At 58.8% G+C, this 21,704-nt stretch carries 19 protein-coding genes; 12 read left to right on the plus strand and 7 right to left on the minus strand.

All coding sequences use genetic code 11. The features are described 5' to 3' along the window. The 3 genes from G482_RS0102855 to G482_RS0102865 are packed head-to-tail and all read left to right on the plus strand — an operon-like array spanning window position 1 to window position 4,730. Window positions 1-771, plus strand: coding sequence for a 3',5'-cyclic-nucleotide phosphodiesterase (locus tag G482_RS0102855; protein ID WP_028448759.1), 771 nt, complete (start codon window positions 1-3; stop codon window positions 769-771). Between the two features lie 28 nt (window positions 772-799). Next, a complete protein-coding gene (locus tag G482_RS0102860) occupies window positions 800-3,136 on the plus strand; it encodes a GspE/PulE family protein (RefSeq protein WP_028448760.1) in 2,337 nt (778 codons plus the stop codon). A gap of 10 nt (window positions 3,137-3,146) precedes the next feature. Beyond that, on the plus strand, window positions 3,147-4,730 hold the full coding sequence (locus G482_RS0102865; RefSeq protein WP_028448761.1) for an HD domain-containing phosphohydrolase: 1,584 nt from the start codon (window positions 3,147-3,149) through the stop codon (window positions 4,728-4,730). Here G482_RS0102865 and G482_RS0102870 read toward each other — a convergent pair. The 4 genes from G482_RS0102870 to dnaX all read right to left on the minus strand — a co-directional run bounded on the left by G482_RS0102870 (window position 4,727) and on the right by dnaX (window position 8,126). Beyond that, window positions 4,727-5,074, minus strand: coding sequence for a hypothetical protein (locus G482_RS0102870; RefSeq protein ID WP_028448762.1), 348 nt, complete (start codon window positions 5,072-5,074; stop codon window positions 4,727-4,729). The two genes, G482_RS0102865 and G482_RS0102870, sit on opposite strands and share 4 nt — an antisense overlap. Before the next feature lie 42 nt (window positions 5,075-5,116). Then, on the minus strand, window positions 5,117-5,713 hold the full coding sequence (gene recR, locus G482_RS0102875) for a recombination mediator RecR (protein ID WP_028448763.1): 597 nt from the start codon (window positions 5,711-5,713) through the stop codon (window positions 5,117-5,119). Between the two features lie 109 nt (window positions 5,714-5,822). Next, the gene (locus tag G482_RS0102880; RefSeq protein WP_028448764.1) at window positions 5,823-6,152 is read right to left on the minus strand and encodes a YbaB/EbfC family nucleoid-associated protein; all 330 of its coding nucleotides are present in this window, start codon (window positions 6,150-6,152) and stop codon (window positions 5,823-5,825) included. 33 nt (window positions 6,153-6,185) lie between these two features. After that, window positions 6,186-8,126 (minus strand): DNA polymerase III subunit gamma/tau, encoded by a 1,941-nt coding sequence (gene dnaX, locus G482_RS0102885; RefSeq protein WP_028448765.1) that lies wholly within the window; start codon window positions 8,124-8,126, stop codon window positions 6,186-6,188. Between the two features lie 60 nt (window positions 8,127-8,186). Here dnaX and G482_RS0102890 point away from each other — a divergent pair, with 60 nt between their 5' ends. The 7 genes from G482_RS0102890 to G482_RS0102920 all read left to right on the plus strand — a co-directional run bounded on the left by G482_RS0102890 (window position 8,187) and on the right by G482_RS0102920 (window position 17,142). Beyond that, window positions 8,187-8,408: an oxidoreductase-like domain-containing protein gene (locus tag G482_RS0102890; RefSeq protein WP_028448766.1), complete on the plus strand. Its 222-nt coding sequence runs from the start codon at window positions 8,187-8,189 to the stop codon at window positions 8,406-8,408. A gap of 100 nt (window positions 8,409-8,508) precedes the next feature. Then, on the plus strand, window positions 8,509-9,924 hold the full coding sequence (dacB, locus tag G482_RS0102895) for a D-alanyl-D-alanine carboxypeptidase/D-alanyl-D-alanine endopeptidase (RefSeq protein ID WP_034618656.1): 1,416 nt from the start codon (window positions 8,509-8,511) through the stop codon (window positions 9,922-9,924). A gap of 152 nt (window positions 9,925-10,076) precedes the next feature. Then, on the plus strand, window positions 10,077-11,654 hold the full coding sequence (gene guaA / locus G482_RS0102900; protein ID WP_028448768.1) for a glutamine-hydrolyzing GMP synthase: 1,578 nt from the start codon (window positions 10,077-10,079) through the stop codon (window positions 11,652-11,654). Between the two features lie 739 nt (window positions 11,655-12,393). Further along, window positions 12,394-14,004: a cryptochrome/deoxyribodipyrimidine photo-lyase family protein gene (locus G482_RS17060; RefSeq protein WP_051258670.1), complete on the plus strand. Its 1,611-nt coding sequence runs from the start codon at window positions 12,394-12,396 to the stop codon at window positions 14,002-14,004. Between the two features lie 2 nt (window positions 14,005-14,006). Next, a complete protein-coding gene (locus tag G482_RS17065; RefSeq protein WP_051258671.1) occupies window positions 14,007-14,195 on the plus strand; it encodes a DUF2256 domain-containing protein in 189 nt (62 codons plus the stop codon). Then, window positions 14,182-15,756 carry a cryptochrome/photolyase family protein gene (locus G482_RS0102915; RefSeq protein WP_051258672.1) on the plus strand — a complete coding sequence of 525 codons (1,575 nt, stop codon included), beginning with the start codon at window positions 14,182-14,184 and terminating at the stop codon, window positions 15,754-15,756. The genes G482_RS17065 and G482_RS0102915 overlap by 14 nt, the downstream gene beginning before the upstream one ends. 66 nt (window positions 15,757-15,822) lie before the next feature. After that, entirely contained in the window at window positions 15,823-17,142 is a 1,320-nt protein-coding gene (locus G482_RS0102920; RefSeq protein ID WP_028448770.1) for a DASH family cryptochrome, read from the plus strand. 6 nt (window positions 17,143-17,148) lie between these two features. Here the strand turns inward: G482_RS0102920 and crcB are convergent, their stop codons facing one another. From crcB to cysG, 3 genes are all read right to left on the minus strand, one after another. Further along, window positions 17,149-17,538, minus strand: a complete 390-nt coding sequence (gene crcB / locus G482_RS0102925; protein ID WP_028448771.1) for a fluoride efflux transporter CrcB — start codon at window positions 17,536-17,538, stop codon at window positions 17,149-17,151. 40 nt (window positions 17,539-17,578) lie between these two features. After that, complete coding sequence (locus G482_RS0102930; protein WP_028448772.1) at window positions 17,579-18,466, minus strand: DMT family transporter; 888 nt, start codon at window positions 18,464-18,466, stop codon at window positions 17,579-17,581. 196 nt (window positions 18,467-18,662) lie between these two features. Beyond that, window positions 18,663-20,159, minus strand: coding sequence for a siroheme synthase CysG (gene cysG / locus G482_RS0102935; protein WP_245575231.1), 1,497 nt, complete (start codon window positions 20,157-20,159; stop codon window positions 18,663-18,665). A gap of 150 nt (window positions 20,160-20,309) precedes the next feature. On the opposite strand from cysG, the gene G482_RS0102940 reads away from it, so the two are divergent. Both G482_RS0102940 and msrP read left to right on the plus strand, forming a co-directional pair. After that, a complete protein-coding gene (locus G482_RS0102940) occupies window positions 20,310-20,627 on the plus strand; it encodes a c-type cytochrome (RefSeq protein ID WP_028448774.1) in 318 nt (105 codons plus the stop codon). Window positions 20,628-20,779: 152 nt separating this feature from the next. Further along, window positions 20,780-21,694: a protein-methionine-sulfoxide reductase catalytic subunit MsrP gene (msrP, locus tag G482_RS0102945; protein ID WP_028448775.1), complete on the plus strand. Its 915-nt coding sequence runs from the start codon at window positions 20,780-20,782 to the stop codon at window positions 21,692-21,694. Window positions 21,695-21,704 lie beyond the last annotated feature (10 nt).

Below are 21,704 nucleotides of genomic sequence, written 5' to 3' on the forward strand. Positions count from 1 at the left end.
ATGAGCTGCCAGCTAACCATTTTGGGCTGCAGCGGGGGTATCGGCGGCCAAAATCGCACCACCTCGTTTTTGCTCAACCAGCACATCCTGATTGATGCGGGCACTGGGGTGGGCGATTTATCGCTTGCCCAGCTACAGGCGATTGATCATGTGTTTGTGACGCATGCGCATCTTGATCACATTGCCTGCTTGCCGCTGTTGCTAGATGCCATCGTCGGCATGCGCACTACGCCGGTGTATGTGCATGCCACCGCGGTGACCATCGAGCTACTCAAAACCCATATTTTCAATTGGCTGATCTGGCCGGATTTCTCGCAAATCCCCTCAGCTGAAAATCCCAGCCTGGTGTTTGTCGCGCATGAACTTGGCGAGCGCCGCACCATTGGGGCGGTAACCGTTACGCCTTTACCGGCCTTGCATACCATTCCGGCGGTGGCGTTTCAGCTGGAATCGGCTGAGTCTTCGATTGTGTTCAGTGGGGATACCGTGGCCAGTGAGGCGTTCTGGGCTGCCGTCAATCAAATCGATCCGCTGAAAGCCTTGATAATCGAGACTGCATTTTCTAACAAAGAACATGCACTGGCTGCCGCGGCCAAGCACCTTTGCCCATCCACGCTGGCGGAGCAACTGCAGCATTGGCGGGGTGGGGCAGAAGTCTTGATCACTCATCTCAAGCCCGGTGAGAGTGAGCTTACTTTGCAGGAAGTGCTGGCGCTTGATCACGAACACCCGATTCGTGGTTTGTTGCAGGGCGAAACCATCCGGTTCTGATTTTCTTTTCTGGCTAGCGAGTCGCACGATGACCCATCCGGCAGACCGCAATACCCTCGATTTTCTGCAGGCTCTGCAGCAACTCACCACACAGATTCATGCCACCAGCCATCTCGATGAGCTGCTGACTGAAATCGCCAACCCGATTTGTGCGGTTTTTCAATGTGAGCGCATGACTCTGTATGTCACGACGGCGGATGGGCGCGAGCTCCTGGCCAAAGTAAAAACCGGGCTGGAAGGGGTACGTGAGCTGCGCATTCCCATTAATGATCGCAGCATTGCCGGCTTTGTGGCCAATCACAAACAACAGCTTAATCTGCGCGATGTGTATGACGAAGCCGAGCTAAAAGCCCATTCGCCTAGCTTGCAGTTTTTGCAGCAAGTCGACCAGAAAACTGGTTTTCACACCCGCCAGATGCTGGTGGTGCCAATTATGCAGGCCGAAGACGGGGTCTTGAAGGGTGTGATTCAGTTGATCAATAGCCGCAGTGGGCAACCGTTTGCCGAGCCCATGCTGGAGGGGATTAATCTACTGGCCAAAACGCTGGCGGTGGCTTTTCGGCAGCGGCAGGGCTCGGCTTTTCCCTTTGTGCCGCAGCATAAATACCATCAGCTATTGGCCAGTGGCGCACTTTCGCCCGCAGCGTGGCAGGTGGCGCAGCGCGAAGCTCAGAAAAAACAGCAGGATATCGAGCAAGTTCTGCTGACAGGCTTCGGTATCACCGCGGCACAAATCGGGGCATCGCTGGCGCTATTTTATGCCCAGCCCTATGAGCCATTTCGCGCCGATCGCCTCAAACCACTCAATCTTTTAAAAAATCTCAAGCGCGAGTATCTGGCTGAACAACAATGGTTGCCACTGGATGAAACTGATGGCTTGGTGCTGATTCTCTGTACCGATCCCGAACGCGTTCGCAGCGGCCCAGCCCTAGCCTTGTATGGCAACAAAGTGCAGCTGCGGGTTACCACCCGACTTGAGTTTGCCCAAACGCTGGAGCAATTTTTCGGTCAGTGGCAGGGGGGCAATATTGATGCCCTGCTCAGTGATATGGCGGTAGAGGAAGAGAGCATTCCTACCGCGGCCGATGAAATGAGCGCCGCGCAAGACAATGAAGTGGTCCGGCTTGTGAATCAGATTATCGTCGACGCTTATCAGCAAAAAGCCTCGGATATTCATATCGAGCCCTATCCGGGGCAGGCCAAAACCCGGGTGCGTTTTCGCCGCGATGGCCAGCTAGTGTTGTACCGAGAAATTCCCGCCGCATATCGCAATCCGTTGGTGACCCGGCTGAAAATCATGTGTGATCTGGACATCAGTGAGCGGCGCAAGCCGCAAGATGGCAAGATCAAATTTAAAAAATATGTGCCTGAGCTGGATATTGAGCTGCGGGTGGCGACAGTGCCCACCGCGGGCGGCTTGGAAGATGTTGTCTTGCGGATTTTAGCCGCGGGCGAGCCTTTGCCGCTGGAAAAGCTGGCGCTCTCTAGTCGAAATCTGCAACAGCTCAAGGCCGTGGTCGATAAGCCCTATGGCCTGTTTTTCGTGTGCGGCCCCACTGGCTCGGGTAAAACCACCACCCTGCATTCGGTGCTCAAATACCTGAATACACCCGAAACCAAAATCTGGACTGCCGAAGACCCGGTTGAAATCACCCAGGCCGGGTTACGGCAAGTGCAGGTTAATGTCAAAGCCGGGCTGACTTTCGCACAGGTGATGCGCTCATTTTTACGGGCCGACCCCGATGTGATTATGGTAGGGGAAATGCGCGATGCCGAAACCGCAGGGGTGGGGATTGAGGCTTCGCTCACCGGGCATTTGGTATTGGCTACTTTACACACCAATAGCGCGCCCGAATCGGTGATCCGCCTGCTGGATATGGGCATGGATCCGTTTAATTTTGCCGATGCCTTGCTGGGTATTCTGGCGCAGCGCCTAGCGCGGCGCTTATGCCCGCATTGCAAACAAGCCTATCAGCCCACTGAGGCTGAGATTGAGCAATTGCTGGTAGAGTATAGCGATGAACTCCTTGCTACGCCTGCCTGGCAGGCTGATACCCCTGGTTGCAAGCAGCAGCTGCGCGCCGAATGGCAGCAGCAATTTGCGGTCAATGGGGAATTTAAGCTGTATCGTCCGGTGGGGTGTAGTCACTGTCACGATAGCGGCTACGCCGGGCGGATTGGCCTACATGAATTGCTGGTGGGCTCGGATCAAGCCAAACAGCTGATTCAGACTCGCGCGCGCGTGGCGGAACTATTGGCCTGTGCGCTGGCGCAAGGTATGCGCACTCTCAAACAGGATGGCATCGAAAAAGTACTACAAGGCCATACCGACTTGGCGCAAATTCGTAAGGTCTGTATTAAATAGGAATGCGGGGATGACCGAAGCCGAATTCAATCTGCGTCTGGCCAAGCTCAATGCGATTGGCGCTGCACTGTCGGCCGAAACGCAGGTCGAGCGCCTGATTGAGAGCATTCTGGTGGCCGCCACAGATCTGGTGCGCGCCGATGCCGGCACCCTTTATCTAGTGAAAGACAAAGCCCTGCATTTTAAAATTCTGCTCAATACCAGCCTGGGGCTTGCCCAAGGCGGCACCAGTGGCGTGCCAATCAAATTGCCCCCGGTGCCGCTGCAGCTGGCCGATGGCCGGCCGAATCTGGCCAATGTGGTCGCCTGTGCGGTGAATCAAAACTGCACCATCAATATTGCCGATGCTTATGCCGATGCGCAGTATGATTTTTCCGGCACGCGGCGCTTTGATCAGCATTCGGGCTATCACTCTAAGTCATTTCTGGCCGTACCGATGCGTGACCATGAAGGGCGGGTGATCGGGGTATTGCAGCTCATCAACGCAATCAGCGAGCAACACCAGATCGAGGCCTTTACCAGCCAGGATCAGCAGCTGGTGGAATCGCTGGCGTCGCAAGCGGCGATTGCGCTGACCAACCGGCGCTTGGTACTGTCTTTGCAAGAGCTGTTTGAATCGTTTATTAAGCTGATCAACTTGGCGATTGATGATAAATCGCCTTACACCGGCGGGCATTGTCAGCGTGTGCCCGAGCTCACCATGATGCTGGCCGAGGCGGTGAGTGCCTATGGCGAGGGCGAGCTGGCCGAGTTTCGGCTGAATGAACATGATCGCTATGAGCTGAAAATTGCCGGGCTATTACATGACTGCGGCAAGATCACCACGCCGGTGCATGTGGTGGATAAAGCCACCAAGCTGCAAACGATCTTTGATCGTATTGCCTTGCTCGATACCCGGTTTGAGGTCTTGCTGCGCGATCTGGAAATTAGCTATTTGCGCGGCGATCTGTCACCGGTGCAGTTCAGTGCTGAGCAGGCCGCTTTGCTGAGTGAGCGCGAGTTTTTGCGCACGATCAATCATGGTGGCGAAGCCATGGCCGAGGCTGATCTGGCGCGGCTAGATCAGATCGCAGCACGCAGCTGGACGCCGCACGGCCAGGCTGCACAGCCATTTTTAAGTACGGATGAGCTGGAAAATCTTGCCATTCGCAAAGGAACGCTGACCGCGGCCGAGCGCGACATCATCAATCGGCATATCGAAGTCACGATCCAGATGCTGGAATCGTTGCCGTGGCCCGCGCATCTGCAAAACGTGCCCGAATACGCCGGTGGCCACCATGAGCGGATGGATGGGCGCGGCTACCCCAAGGGGCTCAAGCGCGAACAAATGAGCGTGCAGGCGCGGATTATGGGGATTGCCGATGTGTTTGAGGCACTCACCGCGCGCGATCGACCATATAAAGAGGGGATGAAGCTCTCAACCGCTTTACAGATCCTGACGCGCATGGCGCTGGAGCAGCATGTGGATGCCGAGCTACTGAAGATCTTTTTGCTCAGCCGCGTATGGCAGGATTATGCGGCGAAGTTTCTCACCGCGGCGCAGTGTGATGAAGTCAACGTTGAGGCGCTGCTGGCCCAGCTGGCACGGGCTTAACGCGGCCAGAATAGAAAGCTTGCGCACAAAGCCACGACACTCAGAAGGCTGATGCCGCCCAGCATTTGCGTGCCAATAAAAAAACTGCGCCAGAAGCGGCTTTCGATGCGCTTGTAAGCGCCAGTCCGATAGGCATACCAGGTGCCGGCGATAAAGCCACCGGCCGCTTCGTAATCAGACATAAACACATCCACCCGCGGCGGCAAGGCATCGTGATAATGCTCTTTCAGATAGCCATGTACCACGGCTGCGGCAAACATATAAGCAATCGTGCCGACAAAAGAGAGCACCACCAACGTGGGCAAGAGGCCGTGCAAAAACCACCATTTTACTTCGGGTGACATCGGGCGCTCCGGGGCGAGTCAGTTTGACCCACCAGTATAGGACTACAACCCACGCCGCTCAATCACGGCCTGTGCCAGTGTGCCAGGATCGGCATGCTCCAGTTCGCCCCCTACCGGTAGGCCGCGAGCAATGCGGCTGACTTTCAGGCCACGAGCGCGCAACATCTCGGCCAGATAATGGGCCGTGGCTTCACCCTCGGTGGTGAAATTAGTAGCGAGAATGACTTCTTCGATAATGCCATCGCTGGCGCGTTGCAACAGCTGTTGCAGGGCGATGTCTTTCGGGCCAATGCCATCGAGCGGCGATAAGCGCCCCATCAGCACAAAATACAGGCCTTCATAGCTGCGGGTGTGCTCGACCGAGAGTAAATCGGTGGGCATTTCCACCACGCACAGCTGGGCCTGATTGCGCTGCTCATCCGCGCAAATATCACAAATCTCGGCTTCGGTAAAAGTATTGCACTGGCGGCAATGCTTGAGCGTGCCCAAGGCTTCCATCAGCGCTTGGGCCAATTGGCCTGCGCCGTGCTGATCACGCTGCACCAGATGAAAGGCCATCCGGGTTGCTGATTTGGGGCCAACGCCGGGTAAAACGCGCAAGGCGTCGATGAGATTCGCCAGTGAGCGAGGTGTACTCATGGGGTATTGCCTATGAAGATATTAAAATCAAGGCTTAGAGGGAGATACAGGTGGTGAGTATGATCTGGCGCCCAGTGATGGGCCCCAGATCAGCGCCGCGGTATAGCGCTTAGAATGGCATTTTAAAGCCCGGTGGCAGCGGTAGGCCGGCTGTCAGCCCCGCCATGCGCTCTTGGCTGGTGCTTTCGGCTTTGCGCAGCGCGTCGTTGAAGGCGGCGGCGATCAGGTCTTCCAGCATGTCTTTATCGTCGCTTAGCAGGCTGTCGTCGATGGCCACACGCTTCACCACATTGGCGCAGGTCATGGTGATTTTCACCAGGCCCGCGCCAGATTGGCCTTCCACCTCAACGGTGGCCAGCTCATCTTGGGCCTTTTTCATGTTTTCCTGCATTTGCTGGGCTTGTTTCATCAAGCCACCGAGACCGGCTTTATTAAACATACTGCTTCCTTTTGGTGATAAACAGGGCGGGTTTTACAGTGGTTTGATCGAATCTGCGTCGATCATGCCGCCAAAATCCCGCACTAGGGTTTGAATAAACGGGTCGTTCTGGATTGCCGCCACGGCATTTTCCTGCCGCTGGGCGTTTTCGCGCACCAGCATGGCGGCCGGAGTTTCACCGCTAAGCGTACCAATCTGTACGGTCAATTTGATGTCACGGCCGTAATGCTCGCTCAGCGCGAGGCGGAGTTTTTCCTGATAATCGCGGCCGGATACTGCCCGATGCTCTTCGCTGACTTGCAGCATGAAATGATCATCGGCGTAGTGCTGCAATTCGGCGTTTTGCGCTAGCATGCCGGCGGCGCCGAGCTTGAGCTGCACCACCAAGGCGCGCCAGTCGCCATTAAACGGCGGCGGTGGGGCGCTAGGCGTGGCGGCTACGGGCATGTCGCTCGATAGCTCAGTAGGGGCTTGGCTTGGGGCTGGATCAGCTGTAGGTGCTACAACGGGCGCAGCAACTTGGGTGTAGCTCGCCGGCTCGTCATACAGCGCCGCAGCAGCTTCAACATGCCACGGTGGTGGCTCATCGGCAGCGTGGCTGGGGGCTGGGGCCGGTGAGTGTGATGTGGCTTGAGCGCTTGGGGCTGTTGGTGCGGCGACCGAGGGGGCGACGGGTGCTGCTGATGCTTGAGCCACAGCAGCCGGATTCACTGCAACCGGATGAACTGCCTCTGGATTCACTGCCGCCGCTTCCGGTGACACCACGTTAGGCGCGGCTGCTGCAATCGCTACGCTCGCAGCAGGCGTAGCTGCTGTACTCGGGCTTACCGGTGCGCTCAGGCCTGGGGTCGGGGCCGGCTGAATTGGGCTTGCGGGCAACTGCTCGGCACTGGCCGGCGCAAAGGCCAGCATGCGCAGCAGCGTCATTGTGAAGCCCGCATATTCATCCGGAGCCAGCGGCAAATCGCGGCGACCGTGCAGCGCGATTTGATAATACAGCTGGGTGTCTTCAGGGCTCAGCGCTGCGGCCGCGGCCTGAATCTGCGCCAATTGCGGCAAATCATCAGCCAGCGCCCCAGGCACGGCTTGAATCAGCGCCACTTGGTGCAAAACATGCGCCAGCTCATGCAGTGCAGCTTCGTAAGACAAACCGCGTTTGGCGATTTCATTGGCGGTATTCAGCAGCGCCGGCCCATCATGGGCGGCCAACGCGGCGAGTAATTCAAACAGATAGCTTTGATCCACTGCGCCCAGCATGGCGCGCACGCCAGCTTCTTCTACCTGACCCGCGCCGTGGGCAATGGCCTGATCAAGTAGCGAGAGCGCATCGCGCATCGAGCCATTGGCCGCGTGGCCGAGCAGATTGAGCGCCAGCGGCTCAAATTGCACTTGCTCGGCCTGTAGCACTTTATGCAGATGGCTAGAGACTTGCTGCGGCGTCATTTGCCGCAGCGAAAACTGCAAACAGCGGCTGAGCACCGTGATCGGCACTTTTTGCGGATCGGTGGTGGCCAGAATAAATTTCACATGGCTTGGCGGCTCTTCCAGCGTCTTCAACATCGCGTTGAAGGCGGATTTGGACAGCATGTGTACCTCGTCGATGATGTACACTTTGAACCGCCCGGCTGTCGGGGCATACTGCGCGTTATCCAGTACTTCGCGGATGTTATCAATGCCGGTATTGGAGGCCGCATCGATCTCCAGCAGATCGACAAAGCGCCCGGCATCAATCTGGGTGCAGGCCGAACACACGCCACACGGCTCGGAGGTAATGCCGGTTTCGCAGTTCAGCGCCTTGGCCATAATCCGGGCGATGGTGGTCTTGCCCACCCCGCGCGTGCCGGTCAGCAAATAAGCATGGTGCAGTCGCTCGCTGGCAAACGCATTGGCGAGGGCTTTGATCACATGCTCTTGCCCAACGAGTTGGGCAAAGGTTTTAGGGCGCCATTTGCGCGCGAGTACTTGATAGGCCATGGCGCGATTCTAACAGATCGGTTTGCGATGGTTGAGCCTTGCTTGAAGGAAGAAGGAAAAATGCTGAATCCCCCCGCTGATCCCAGCTTACCCACGGCGCAGGATGATCCCGAGCCACAAGCCCCGCATGAGCCAGCACTGGAAGAATGCTGCACCAGTGGCTGCGTGCCCTGTATTTTTGATATTTATGCCGAAGCCTTGCACGCTTATCGCGCCGAGCATTTAGCCTGGCGTGCGCGCCAAGCCGCCCGCGATGCTGCGTCTGCGGCTGCGAGCGATTAACCGGCCAAGTGGTAAGCGTACTGCGCGTGGATTGAATCTGCGCTGGAATGAAGGTGTTGAATTGAGACGAGGCCAGCCTGCTGGCCGTCAGGAGTAATACATGAGCCGTTTGTCTACGCTGGCCTGTGTGGCCGGCTTGATTCTTAGCCCTTGGGCCAGTGCCCAATTGTCGCCCAAAGTGGCCAGTAGCCTGCAGGCTACCAATCTACCCAGCAGCGCCATTAGCGTGGCAGTGCTGCCACTGGATGGGCCGGCCAGCGCGGCCCAATGGCATTTAGCCGATGAGGCGCGCAACCCGGCCTCAACCATGAAATTACTCACCACTTGGGCGGGGCTGCAGCGCCTTGGCCCGAGCTGGCAATGGCAAACCGATCTGCTGGCCACCCAGGCGCCGGTGAAAGGCGTACTCAATAGCCCGCTGTATCTGCGTGGGCGGGGTGACCCCAAAATCACGCTGGAACGGATGTGGCTGCTGGTGCGTGAGTTACGTGCTACCGGGGTCGATGATATCGCCGGCCCGCTGGTGCTGGATGCGAGCTACTTTCAGCGCAGCCCGCAGCGCAGCGAATACGATGATGATGGCGATACCGAGCGGGCGTTTCTGGTTGAGCCTGATGCGCTGATCAGTAATTTTCGCACCTTGCGGATTAATTTTGATTCCACCGGCGAGCGCGTGCAGCTGCGGGTCGATCCGCCACTGAATCAGGTGCGGGTGAGTAATCAGCTGGCGATTGGCAGCGGCGGCAATTGCGCCGAATGGGCCAAGCGCGTACAGCAGCGCATGGGCGAGGTCAGTGGCTCGGAGTTTCTGGTGCAGTATGTGGGCGAAATGCCGCCCGGCTGTCAGGCCGAACGCTATGTGCCGGTGCTGAATCCGCAAAGCTACACCCAGGCCTTGTTCTGGCACCTGTGGTACCTCAATGGCGGCAAAGGCTCGGGTAAAACCGAATTTGCCACCACCCCCGCCGGCGCGCAACGGCTGGCCGGCAGCCGTTCGCCCGATCTGGTGAGCACCGTGCGCGATATTAATAAATTCAGCAATAACCTGATGGCGCGCCAGTTGTATCTCACCATCGGCGCCGAGAGCAATGTGGCGGGCATCTACACCGATGACAAAGCCGCCACCGCCATTCGCGATACGCTGCAGCAGGCGGGTTTGCGCTGGCCGGAGCTGGTGCTGGAAAACGGCTCAGGTCTCTCGCGCAGCGAGCGCATTAGCGCGCGCCATTTGGCCGAATTGCTGCGCGAAGCCGCGCGTGGCCCGTATGCCGCCGAGTTTATCAGCTCGCTACCGCTGGTCGGGCTGGACGGCACGATGAAAAAACGCCTGGGTGAGCTGGCAGGCCAGGCGCATATCAAAACCGGCAGCCTGCGCGATGTGCGGGCGGTGGCCGGCTATGTGCGTGATCGGCAAGGGCGCAACTGGGCCGTGGTGGGAATTGTGAATCACCCCGAGGCCGCCAAAGCGGGTCCGGCGCTGGATCAGCTGATTCGCGAAGTGTGGCAAGCTAAATGATCCCCTTGGGTATAGGCCCGAAGGCTATTTTTGATGAGCTTTCGGGTGGTATACCCTCCTAGGTATTGGGCGCGCAGACCAATGAACTCGCCTGCATGGCAATAGCGCGGTAAAATGGCGTGTTTTACCGCCCACCTCTGGATGAAAACGGCATGGATAAAATTCTGATTCTTGATTTCGGCTCGCAAGTGACCCAGCTGATCGCCCGTCGCGTGCGCGAAGCGCATGTGTACTGTGAGCTGCACCCGTTCGATATGTCACTGGAAGAGATCAAGGCTTTTAATCCGCAAGGGATTATCCTGTCGGGTGGCCCGAACTCGGTGTACGAGTCGGATTACCAAGCAGATCCAAAATTGTTTGAATTGGGCATTCCAGTGCTCGGTATCTGTTACGGCATGCAGTTCATGGCGCAAACCTTGGGCGGTAAAGTTGAATCGGGCGACAAGCGCGAATTTGGCTATGCTGAGATCCAAGCGCGTCATCACTCAAAATTATTCGAAGGCCTGCAAGACCGCGTTGATGCGGCTGGCAACGGTTTCCTCGATGTGTGGATGAGCCACGGCGACAAAGTAACGGCACTGCCAGCTGGCTTTAACGTGATCGCCGAAACGCCATCTTGCCCGATCGCCGCCATGGCCGATGAAGCGCGCCAATTCTACGCGGTGCAGTTCCACCCCGAAGTAACGCACACCAAACGCGGCACTGAAATGATCCACCGCTTTGTGCTGCATGTATGTAATGCCAAGCCATCATGGACCATGCCGAACTACATCGACGAAGCGGTGAAAAAAATCCGCGAGCAAGTCGGCGACGAAGAAGTCATCCTTGGTCTGTCGGGCGGCGTCGATTCATCAGTGGCTGCGGCGCTGATTCACCGCGCGATTGGCTCGCAGCTGACTTGCGTGTTTGTGGATCATGGCCTCTTGCGTCTGAACGAAGGTGATATGGTGATGGACATGTTCGCGCGCAATATGGGCGTGAAAGTGATCCGCGTGGATGCCACTGAACAATTCATGAGCAAACTCGCTGGTGTGACCGACCCAGAACGCAAACGCAAAATCATCGGTGGCGAATTCGTTGAAGTTTTCCAGCAAGAATCCGGCAAACTCACCACCGCCAAATGGCTGGCTCAGGGCACGATTTACCCTGATGTGATCGAATCAGCCGGCGCGAAAACCGGCAAAGCGCATGCGATCAAGAGCCATCACAATGTCGGCGGCTTGCCAGAAGACATGAACCTGAAACTCTTGGAGCCGCTGCGCGAGCTGTTTAAAGACGAAGTGCGTCAGCTGGGCGTGGCGCTGGGCTTGCCACCCGAAATGGTGTATCGCCACCCATTCCCAGGCCCAGGCCTTGGTGTGCGGATTCTGGGCGAAGTGAAAATGGAATACGCCGACCTGCTTCGCCGCGCGGATGCGATTTTCATCGAAGAGCTGCGCAACACCATCGATGAAAAAACCGGCAAGAGCTGGTACGACCTCACCAGCCAAGCCTTTGCCGTATTCCTGCCGGTGAAATCAGTGGGTGTAATGGGCGATGGCCGTACTTACGATTACGTAGTAGCGCTGCGCGCCGTGGTCACCAGCGACTTCATGACTGCCCACTGGGCCGAGTTGCCATACAGCCTGTTGGGCCGCGTATCCAACCGCATCATTAACGAAGTACGTGGCTTGAATCGCGTGGTATACGACGTCAGCGGCAAACCACCGGCAACGATTGAGTGGGAATGATCCCGCGCCTGGCAACGTCCGGCACCAAGTAGCAGCAAACAGCCTGAAGCCCGCAGAAATGCGGGCTTTTTGTTGATTGGAGTATTGAACGATGCAATGTGGTCTGTGCGGCCATATAAACGTGCAAATGCGCCGTGGGCTGCTTTGGGTGGCGTAGGTCGTATTCAGAGCTTATGACACAATCCCGATACGGCAACTTCGCCGTTCACCGGAGTGCATATGCTCAAACTGACCGTGGTAAAAGCAGCCAAGACTACTCGCGTAGCCTTGGTACTCGATCTCACTTCTTTAATATTGATCTGTATTAGCTTGATCAGCTAATACAACCAAGACCGCCAGCTGCAACTGGCGGTTTTTTTATTCTATCCATCTCCCTGCGATAACGCACACAAATTGGCTGAGCGTTACTGCGTTCGCACTCATCTACAGCTGAGCTTAGGATCAGTTACCCCTGTTCAAATATGGACGGATGCTCTAGTGGTTAAGAATAAAACGTAGTCAAAGTTCGCGCGGAAATTGCTGAGGTTTGACCCATGTTTTTTTATCGAAGCCCCGCCCCGACGGGGTTTTTTCTTGACGGCTTGGCTGGCAGGCTTTGTTGTTACCGTGTAGTATTTTATATACTTATTGGTATCTGTTTGTTCTTGTTAGTAGCTATTGCCGGTGGTTAGACAGACCATTGGGGTATGTAGTGGTATCCATTATTTAGAAAAGCTTGTGGGGATATACCGTGGCAGGTATGCCGGTGCATGTGGTGTGGCTCAAGAAAGATCTGCGCTTGCACGATCATTGGCCATTATGGGAAGCCAGCCAGCGTGGGCCGGTGGTGGTGCTGTATTGCCGCGAGCCTAGTCTGCAGGCGCAGCCCGATTACAGCGCCGGGCATTGGGCGTTTACCCGCGAATGCTTGGCGGAGCTTGCGCATGATTTGGCGCGGGCCGGCTTGCGACTGTATGTGTATCCCGGCGAGGTGGTGCCGACCTTACAGGCTTTGCAGCAGCAGGTGGCGTTGGCCGGGCTGTATTCGCATGAAGAAACCGGCAATCTCGCTAGCTTTGCCCGCGATCGGGCGGTGGCGGCGTGGTGTCGCGCGGCTGGCGTGCCTTGGCAAGAATGGCCGCAAAACGGGGTCGTGCGCCGGCTGGCCAATCGTGATCACTGGCATCGCCACTGGCAAGGGCGGATGGCGGCCAGCCCCGCGCCCAAACTGCAGTGGGCGCAAGATGCAGCAGTGGTGGCCTGGCCCAGCTGGCCTGTTGGTCAGGCGGGCGCGGCGGGCGATTTCTGGGTCGATACGTCGGCGCAGGGCCAGGATTTTGCAGCGCGCCAGTCTGGCGGGCGCCGCGCGGCGGTGAATACGCTGCAGGCATTTTTGCTGGAGCGGGGTGGGCAATATCGCGGCGGGATTTCCAGCCCGCTGAAGGCCGTGTCGGCCTGTTCGCGCTTATCGCCGTATTTAAGTTTTGGCTGCCTGTCGCTGCGTGAGGTGGTGCAGGCCACGCGGCGGCGGGCGGTGCAACTGAAAGCCGAAGAGTCGAGCCCGACGCGCTGGACGCAATCTTTGCGCAGCTTTGAAAGCCGCTTGCACTGGCATTGCCACTTTATGCAAAAGCTCGAATCCGAGCCAGAGCTTGAGCAATTCGCGCAAAACCCGGCCTATCTGGGCTTGCGGGAAAGTCAGTTTAATCCCGCGTATTTTCAGGCGTGGGCCGCTGGCGAAACGGGCTATCCCTTGATCGATGCCTGCATGGCGATGCTGCGGTACACCGGCTGGATCAATTTCCGCATGCGCGCCATGCTGGTGAGTTTTGCCAGCTACAACCTCTGGCTGCACTGGCCGCAGCCGGCGGCGCATTTGGCGCGCCTGTTTCTGGATTACGAGCCGGGCATTCATTACCCGCAGGTGCAGATGCAATCGGGTGTCACCGGCATTAACACGCTGCGCATTTACAACCCGATCAAGCAAGCGCAAGAACATGATCCACGCGGCGCATTTGTGCGGCATTGGTTACCGGCACTGCGGCGAGTGCCCGATTGGTGCATTTTCGAGCCCTGGCTGATGCCCGAAGGCATACAGCGCGAAGCGGGCTGCATGCTGGGCCGCGATTATCCGTGGCCGGTGGTGGATTGGGCCAGCTCAATGCAACTGGCCAAGCAGCGGATCAGTGATTGGCGACGCAGCCAGCCGCATTTACGCGAATTATCGCAAGCGGTGTATCAAAAACACGGTAGCCGCCAGGGCCCAGCCCAGCGGCGCAGCCGGCGCGCTGGTACGGTGAAAGCGCCGCCCGCCGCGGTGCAAGCCGACTTATTTGCCGGCGGGCTCGATGCCGAGCTCGCGCTGGAGTAAACATGCCTGATAAACCGAAAACCCGCGCAGCCGTGTCGGCCAAAGCGCAATTGCCCAGCAAGCTATGCCCCATCTGCCAGCGGCCATTTAGCTGGCGCAAAAAATGGGAGCGCGATTGGGCGCAAGTTAAATACTGCAGCCAGCGTTGCGCCCGCGCCGCGCGCGGGGGAGGTGGCGATGCGCACAACTGATTTACCCCGCATTGCTAGGGCTCAGCCATTTCGCCGCCTGCGGCTGATTTTGGGCGATCAGCTCAATGCCCGGCATAGCTGGTTTCGCACGCCGGCCGAGCAGGCCGATACGCTGTATGTACTGATGGAAATCCGCAGCGAAACCGATTACGCCTGGCATCATGCGCAAAAAGTGCTGGGTATTTTCGCCGCCATGCGCGCCTTTGCGCAGGCCTTGGCCACGGCTGGGCTGGCCGTGCATTACCTGCGCTTGGGCGATGAGGATAATCAGCAGAGTTTTGCCGCCAATCTGGCTACGCTGTTGGCGCGCCATCAGATCAGCACGCTGGAATGGCAGCAGCCGGATGAATGGCGGGTGGCGCAACACCTGAACGAATTCGCCGCCCAGTCGGGCTTGCCGTATCAGGTCGTCGATAGCGAGCATTTCCTCGCCGAGCAGGCACAGATTAGCCAGCAATTTGCGCAAAAAATCCCACGGATGGAGTTTTTTTACCGCGCCATGCGCCGGCAATATCAGCTGCTCTTAACGCCCGAGGGCGAGCCGCTGGGCGGGCAGTGGAATTTTGATGCCGACAATCGCCAGCGCTGGCCGGGCAATCCGCCTGCGCCCAGCTGGCCGCAGCCGCGCCACGATTTACGCGAACTGTGGCAGGAAATCAACGCCGCAGGCGTGCGCACGCTGGGCGCGCCGCAGGCGGACGCGTTTAATTGGCCACTGAGCCGGCGCGAGGCGCAAGAGTGGTTGCGCCATTTCATCGCGCACGCCTTGCCGCATTTTGGCGCGTATCAAGATGCAATGAGCCAAGCTTCGCCAACCTTATTTCATGCCGGGCTGTCGTTTGCGCTGAATATCAAATTACTGCACCCGCTGGAGGTGATTCAGGCCGCGATTGCGGCGTATGAACACGGCGCGGTGAGCCTGCCCACGGTGGAAGGCTTTGTGCGGCAGATCTTGGGCTGGCGCGAATTTGTGCGTGGGGTGTATTGGGCGCGCATGCCCGGCTATCGGGCGCTGAATGTGCTGCAACATCAGCGCCCCTTGCCGCGCTGGTATTGGGATGGCCAAACCAAAATGGCTTGCCTGCGCCATGCGATTGGCCAATCGCTGAGCATGGCCTATGCCCATCATATCCAGCGGCTGATGGTAACCGGCAATTTCGCCTTGCTGGCCGGCATCGACCCCGATCAGGTCGATGCTTGGTATCTGGGGATTTATATCGATGCCTTCGAGTGGGTGGAGCTACCCAATACCCGCGGTATGAGCCAATACGCCGATGGCGGGCTGCTGGGCAGCAAGCCTTATGCCGGTTCCGCCAGCTACATCGGCAAGATGAGCGACTACTGCAAAGGCTGCGTCTATCAGCCCAAATTGCGGCACGGCGAGATGGCTTGCCCATTTAATAGCCTGTATTGGCATTTTCATGCCCGCCACGCCGAGCGGCTGGGGCGCAACCCGCGGCTGGCGATGAGCTATCGCAGCTGGGAGAAGCTCGGGGCGCAAGAGCAGGCGGCCACCTTGGCGCAGGCCGAGTTGTATCTGGCGCAGCTGGATGATTTATGAGAGGTATGGGCTTGAAATTATCATTATTAATAGCTTTTGGGTTATTACTAGGGTGGGGTATCTAGCATGACGCAGCCTCAATCGTGTGGCGTGTATTGGTTTCGGCAAGATTTACGCCTGCACGATCAGCCTGCGCTCACTGCGGCGCTGGCGGCTTGCCCGCAAGTGGTGCCCGTGTGGGTGTGGCCTGATAACCCCACTACCGCTTGGGGCTTTGCTCGCCATAGTGGGCTGAAATTGCGTTATCTGGCCGACACGGCGCTGGATTTGCGCCAGCGGCTGCGTGCGCTGGGTAGTGATTTGCTGATTCTGGCCGGCCCGCCCGCTGCTGCGCTGGCCCAGCTGCAAGCCCAACTACGGGCGCAAGGCTGGCCTTGTCAGCTCTGGTGCGAGGAGATTGCCGCGCCGGACGAAGAAGCCGAGCTGCAGGCCGCGCGCGCGGCGGGCTGGCAAGTGCACTCGCACTGGCAATCGGGTCTGTTTGCGCTGGCCGATTTACCATTTCGCCCGGATAGCTTGCCGCAGGTATTTACCCCTTTTCGGCAATTATTGGCGCGCACCGGTTGCGAACCTGCCGCGCCTGTGGCGCCGATCAGCGCGCTACCGGCGCTGCCGGCCTGGACGGCGCAAGTGCCGCAATTTGATTTAGCCGCCTGGCGCGAGAGCCACCCGGCCGCGCCAGACCCGCGCGCCGCGCTGCGCTTTGATCTGCCCGAGTTTGTCGCTGGAGAAAGCGCGGCCCTGCGCTATTTGCAGGCCTATCTCGCCAGCGAATTGCCCACCCACTACAAGCAAACGCGTAATGGCCTGCTGGGCGCGGCGTATTCCAGCAAATGGTCGGCTTGGCTGGCCAGCGGGGCGCTGTCGGTGCGGCAGATTTATGCGGGGCTGGCGGCGCGCGAGCAAGCGCGTGGCGCAGATGAAGGCAGCGAATGGCTGTATTTCGAGCTGCTGTGGCGCGAGTATTTTCGCCATTTGCACCGCCAGCATGGGCGGCGTTTGTACCGCGCCAGCGGCTTAAACCCTAGTGCCCCTGCACCCACCCATGATCCAGCCCGCTTTGCCCACTGGTGCGAGGGGCAAACTGGCCAGCCTTTTATCGATGCCGGCATGCGTGAGCTGCGGCTGACGGGCTATTTATCCAATCGGCTGCGGCAGAATGTGGCGAGCTATTTCGTGCATGATTTGGGCGGCGATTGGCGCGCTGGCGCGGCGTGGTTTGAAGCGCAACTGGTCGATTACGATGTTTACAGCAATCAGGGCAACTGGCTATATCTGGCGGGTCGCGGCACCGATCCGCGCGCCGGGCGGCGGTTTAATCCGCTCAAGCAGGCGCATGACTATGACCGCGCGGGTGACTATCAGCGCTGCTGGGCGGCTGGCTAACTAGCGCTACCAGCGGGCAAAACCGTATTGAATGCTCAAAATCCCCAGCCAGGTGAGCAGCAGCGAGCCGCACACATGTAGGGCGATGGTGCCCAGCGCCAGCGTGTATTCGCCGCGTAGCAGCATACTGGTGGTTTCGGCGGAGAAAGTCGAAAAGGTGGTCAAGCCGCCGAGAAAACCGGTGGTGACCATCAGGCGTAATTCGGGGCTCAGCACGCCAGTTTGGCTAAACAGCCCCAGCGCAATGCCCATCAGATAGCCGCCCAGCCAGTTGGCGCTTAGCGTGCCCAGCGGAATCCCCGCCAGCATGGGGTTGAGCGCTAAGCCCAGCACCCAGCGCAACCACGCGCCTGCCGCCGCGCCAACGCCGATCAAGGCACAAGCCAGTAGATTCATCGTTTTTTCCGCGCAAAAAAGCAGATTATACGCCGACCGCTTAGCTTGGCTGCGCCGCGCGCAAACGCGCCAGCGGATTAAAGCCGGTGACCAAGGCCGTCCCCAGCAAAATAATCAGGCCACCGGCCAGCGTATTGCTGCCGATATGCTCGCCCAGCAGCAAAGCCCCCCACAGCACCCCAAAGATTGGAATCAAAAACGTCACCGTTAGCGTCGAGGCGGCGCCAATATCGCGCACCAGACGGAAATACAGCAAATACGCCACGCCGGTACAGAGTATCGCCAGCGCCAGCACCGCGCCCCACACCAGCGGGGTTGGGCTGCCCGCCGGGCTACTGACGGTAAGGAGTGGCAACACCAGCAAAGTGGCGCCCCACATACTGCCGTGCGCACTCTGAAACGGCGCGAGGTGGCTGGCCTTGAGTTTGGCATAGCTACTGGCCAGGCCGTAACACAGCGTGGCGCCGAGGCAGGCGCCAATCGCCCAAGCTGCGCCGGGCTGGCCGCTTACCCGATCAAACCCCACCAGCACCGCGACGCCCAGCATGCCGAGCAGAAGGCCGAGCATCACGCTGCGCGCGGGCAAACGCCGCTGCAAGCTGGCCATAATAATCGCCCCCCAGATCGGCGCGGTGGCATTCAAAATCGACATCAGCGAAGCATTCAGTTGGCGGGCGGCAAAGCCATACGCCAGAAATGGCAAGGCCGTATTCAATAGCCCCAGCACCAGAAAATGCCGCCATTCCCCCAATGGCAAATCCTGCCGCAGCAGCGCTGCCACGGCGCCAAGAAACAGCGCCGCAAAGCCAATCCGCCCCGCAATCAGCCACGCCGGCCCCAGTGTCGGTACGGCCACGCGCAAAAACAAAAACGATGCGCCCCAGATGGCGGCAAGCAACAAGAGTTGGCTGAGGTGACGTAAGGGCATAGTGGGATTCGCAGCGAGGGATAAAGGCATTGTGCGCCGGTATAGGCCGATTGCCTAGGCAGGCGCTGAGCTACATGGTTAGCAGACTTATATTGGGGCCTTGCGTTGGCCATTCGTCTGCGGGTGGATGCAAACAAAAGCCCGCCAAAAGGCGGGCTGATTGATGCGCTTGCTCGTAACCGATGCAGACTGCGCTTTAGCTCGCCGCTTCCTGGCGCCAATTCAGCTGCCCGTGCAGCTCCACCACATGGCCGATGATGAGTAGGGCTGGTGGCTTGATGGCAGCGCAGTGGATGTCGGCGGCGAGGGTGGCGAGCTGGCTGATCACCACGCGTTGCTGCGGGGTGGTGGCACGCTCGATAATCGCAACGGGGGTATTGGCCTCACGGCCATGCTGGATAAGCTGTTCGGCAATATACCCCGCTTGCGCTACACCCATATACACCACGACGGTTTCTTGCGGATTCACAAGGCGCGCCCAATCTAGCTCCAGTTTATCCGCCTCGCTCTCTGTGGCGCGCCGGTGGCCGGTAACAAAGGTGACCGATTGCGCATAATCGCGGTGCGTGAGCGGAATGCCGGCATAGCAAGAGGCGCCGGCGGCCGAAGTGATACCGGGCACCACTTCAAATGGAATCTCCGCCGCGGCCAGCTCGGCAATTTCTTCGCCGCCGCGGCCAAAGATAAATGGATCGCCCCCCTTGAGGCGCAGCACTTTATTGCCAGCTTGCGCCAATCGCACCAGCAGCTGGTTGATTTCTTCTTGCGGCAGAGCGTGGTTGCTGGCCTTTTTGCCGACATACACACGCTCGGCATCGCGGCGTACCAGCTCCATAATCGCCGGCGACACCAGATTATCGTACAGCACCACATCGGCTTGCTGCATCAGCCGCAGCGCCCGGAAGGTCAGCAGATCAGGGTTGCCCGGGCCGCTGCCCACTAGATAGACCGCGCCGCGCACCGGCGGCTGGCCGCTATGCAGGGCGTCTTCCAGCGCGCTGCGGGCCGCGGTCACTTGGCCGGCAAAGACCTGATCGGGGATCGGGCCCGCCAGCACGTTTTCCCAAAATTCCCGTCGGGCGGCCGGATCAGGCAGTTTTTCTTTCGCCAGGAGGCGCAGCTCGCTCCCCAGCCGGGCCAAGTCGCCCCAGCCATGCGGGATGAGCGCTTCGAGCTGGGCGCGCAGATGCCGCGCCAGCACCGGTACCCCACCGCCCGTGGAAAGCGCGATCGTCAGCGGGGCGCGATCAACAATCGCCGGGGTGATAAAGCGGCTATGCGCCGGGTCATCCACGGCATTGACCAAAATGCCCGCGGATTCGCAGGCAGCAAATACGGCCTGATTGACCGCCGGCTGATCGGTGGCGGCAATCACCAGCCGCATGCCGACGATGTGGCTGAGTGAAAACTCACCGGGCCGCCAGTTCAGCCGGCCGGCGCGTACTTCGGCTAGAAGTTCATCGCAGATTTGCGGCGCGACCACGGTAAGGTCGGCGCCGGCGCTGGCTAGCAGGCGCATTTTGCGCAGCGCGATTTCCCCGCCGCCAACCAGCAGACAGGGTTGTTGTTTCAAATTCAGAAAGAGGGGGAAATAGTCCATGGGCATCTCGGGCGGTGAGCCGCCATTGTCGCGCATGCCGGCGGCGGCGCGTGGTTTTCCGGGGCGATTTTGATCTAGATCGTTTTTGCTCAAGGTGAATTATGCCATGCTGCTCGCCAGCACAATCGCAAAGCTGCGCGTGCAACGCGCACCGCGGCCCTTGTGCCGGCCTTGTCTTTACAATTTATGCATGCGCAGCCACTGCGCCGGGCCAGTTGAATTGATCAAAACAGGAGATCTGCCATGAAAGGGATAAGCAGCACCGTACTGGCCGGGGTGGCCATGGGACTGATTGCCGCCGCGAGCCATGCCGCGGGGGTAGAAGATGTGATGAAGGCCAAGGCCTGTTTTGCCTGCCATGCGGTCGATAAAAAACTGGTCGGCCCCGCGTATAAGGAAGTGGCGGCCAAATACAAAGGCGACAAAGCCGCAGTGAGCAAGCTGGCGACCAAGATTCAAAAAGGAGGAGCAGGGGTGTGGGGGCAAGTGCCGATGCCTGCTAATGCGGTGACTGAAGCCGAGGCCAAACAGATGGCCGAATGGGTATTGGCCCGAAAATAAAACTCACCTGCAACACACTGACCCCGGCCCGCTGCCGGGGTTTTTTTCGTCTGGCGTGAATGCATTGCGCGCTGGCTAGGGCAACGCAGCCACTGCCATTGAGGCGGGTTTTCGCGCATACTGGCAGCTTGAGTGTGCCGTGGAGCTAAGCCATGCTGATTCGCCGCCCGACCGATATTGCCCCTTCTGAAATTACCCCGCAGGCGCAGTATTTGCGCCGGCGCGAGTTTATGGCGCTGGCTGCGGCCACGCCGCTCTTGGCCGGCGAAGCGCTGGCGGCGCTCACTGGCAAACCCAGCCCGTTTTCCACCACCGAGGCGCTGAACACTCGCCAGCAAATTACCAGCTACAACAATTTTTACGAGTTTGGCACCAGCAAGGAAGACCCGGCCGCCAATGCGCAGCGGCTGAAAACCAGCCCTTGGCAGGTGGCGGTCGAAGGCGAGGCGCTCAAGCCCAAAGTCTTTGGGCTGGAAGAAATTCTGAAACTGGCGCCACTGGAAGAGCGGATTTATCGCCTGCGCTGTGTCGAAGGCTGGTCGATGGTGATTCCGTGGATTGGTATCCCGCTGGCGAGTTTACTCAAAGTGGTGCAGCCTACTGGCAAAGCCAAATTCGTCGCCTTCGAAACCCTGCTCGATCCGCAGCAAATGCCCGGCCAGCGTACGCGCGTGCTGGATTGGCCGTATAAGGAAGGGCTGCGGATCGATGAGGCATTGCACCCGCTCACACTGCTAGCGGTTGGCCTGTATGGCGAGGTGCTACCCAAGCAAAATGGCGCGCCGATTCGCTTGGTGGTGCCGTGGAAATATGGCTTTAAGAGCATTAAATCGATTGTGCGGATCCGCTTGCAGGAAACCCAGCCGCCCACCAGCTGGAATCTGGCCGCGCCCAATGAATATGGCTTTTACTCCAATGTGAACCCGGCCGTGGCGCACCCGCGCTGGAGCCAGGCCACCGAGCGGCGCATTGGCGAGTTTTTCAAACGCAAAACCCTGCCATTTAATGGCTATGGCGAGCAGGTGGCGGGCTTGTATCGCGGGATGGATTTGCAGAAATTCTTTTAATTGGCGGGGT

Source organism: Chitinibacter tainanensis DSM 15459, from assembly GCF_000429785.1.
GTDB classification, from domain to species: domain Bacteria; phylum Pseudomonadota; class Gammaproteobacteria; order Burkholderiales; family Chitinibacteraceae; genus Chitinibacter; species Chitinibacter tainanensis.

Bases quoted from the DNA above. Each gene is read 5' to 3' on its own strand.
- G482_RS0102855 (WP_028448759.1), top strand. From the start codon at position 1: ATGAGCTGCCAGCTAACCATTTTGGGCTGCAGCGGGGGTATCGGCGGC.
- G482_RS0102860 (WP_028448760.1), top strand. From the start codon at position 800: ATGACCCATCCGGCAGACCGCAATACCCTCGATTTTCTGCAGGCTCTG.
- G482_RS0102865 (WP_028448761.1), top strand. From the start codon at position 3,147: ATGACCGAAGCCGAATTCAATCTGCGTCTGGCCAAGCTCAATGCGATT.
- G482_RS0102870 (WP_028448762.1), bottom strand. From the start codon at position 5,074: ATGTCACCCGAAGTAAAATGGTGGTTTTTGCACGGCCTCTTGCCCACG.
- recR (WP_028448763.1), bottom strand. From the start codon at position 5,713: ATGAGTACACCTCGCTCACTGGCGAATCTCATCGACGCCTTGCGCGTT.
- G482_RS0102880 (WP_028448764.1), bottom strand. From the start codon at position 6,152: ATGTTTAATAAAGCCGGTCTCGGTGGCTTGATGAAACAAGCCCAGCAA.
- dnaX (WP_028448765.1), bottom strand. From the start codon at position 8,126: ATGGCCTATCAAGTACTCGCGCGCAAATGGCGCCCTAAAACCTTTGCC.
- G482_RS0102890 (WP_028448766.1), top strand. From the start codon at position 8,187: ATGCTGAATCCCCCCGCTGATCCCAGCTTACCCACGGCGCAGGATGAT.
- dacB (WP_034618656.1), top strand. From the start codon at position 8,509: ATGAGCCGTTTGTCTACGCTGGCCTGTGTGGCCGGCTTGATTCTTAGC.
- guaA (WP_028448768.1), top strand. From the start codon at position 10,077: ATGGATAAAATTCTGATTCTTGATTTCGGCTCGCAAGTGACCCAGCTG.
- G482_RS17060 (WP_051258670.1), top strand. From the start codon at position 12,394: ATGCCGGTGCATGTGGTGTGGCTCAAGAAAGATCTGCGCTTGCACGAT.
- G482_RS17065 (WP_051258671.1), top strand. From the start codon at position 14,007: ATGCCTGATAAACCGAAAACCCGCGCAGCCGTGTCGGCCAAAGCGCAA.
- G482_RS0102915 (WP_051258672.1), top strand. From the start codon at position 14,182: ATGCGCACAACTGATTTACCCCGCATTGCTAGGGCTCAGCCATTTCGC.
- G482_RS0102920 (WP_028448770.1), top strand. From the start codon at position 15,823: ATGACGCAGCCTCAATCGTGTGGCGTGTATTGGTTTCGGCAAGATTTA.
- crcB (WP_028448771.1), bottom strand. From the start codon at position 17,538: ATGAATCTACTGGCTTGTGCCTTGATCGGCGTTGGCGCGGCGGCAGGC.
- G482_RS0102930 (WP_028448772.1), bottom strand. From the start codon at position 18,466: ATGCCCTTACGTCACCTCAGCCAACTCTTGTTGCTTGCCGCCATCTGG.
- G482_RS0102940 (WP_028448774.1), top strand. From the start codon at position 20,310: ATGAAAGGGATAAGCAGCACCGTACTGGCCGGGGTGGCCATGGGACTG.
- msrP (WP_028448775.1), top strand. From the start codon at position 20,780: ATGCTGATTCGCCGCCCGACCGATATTGCCCCTTCTGAAATTACCCCG.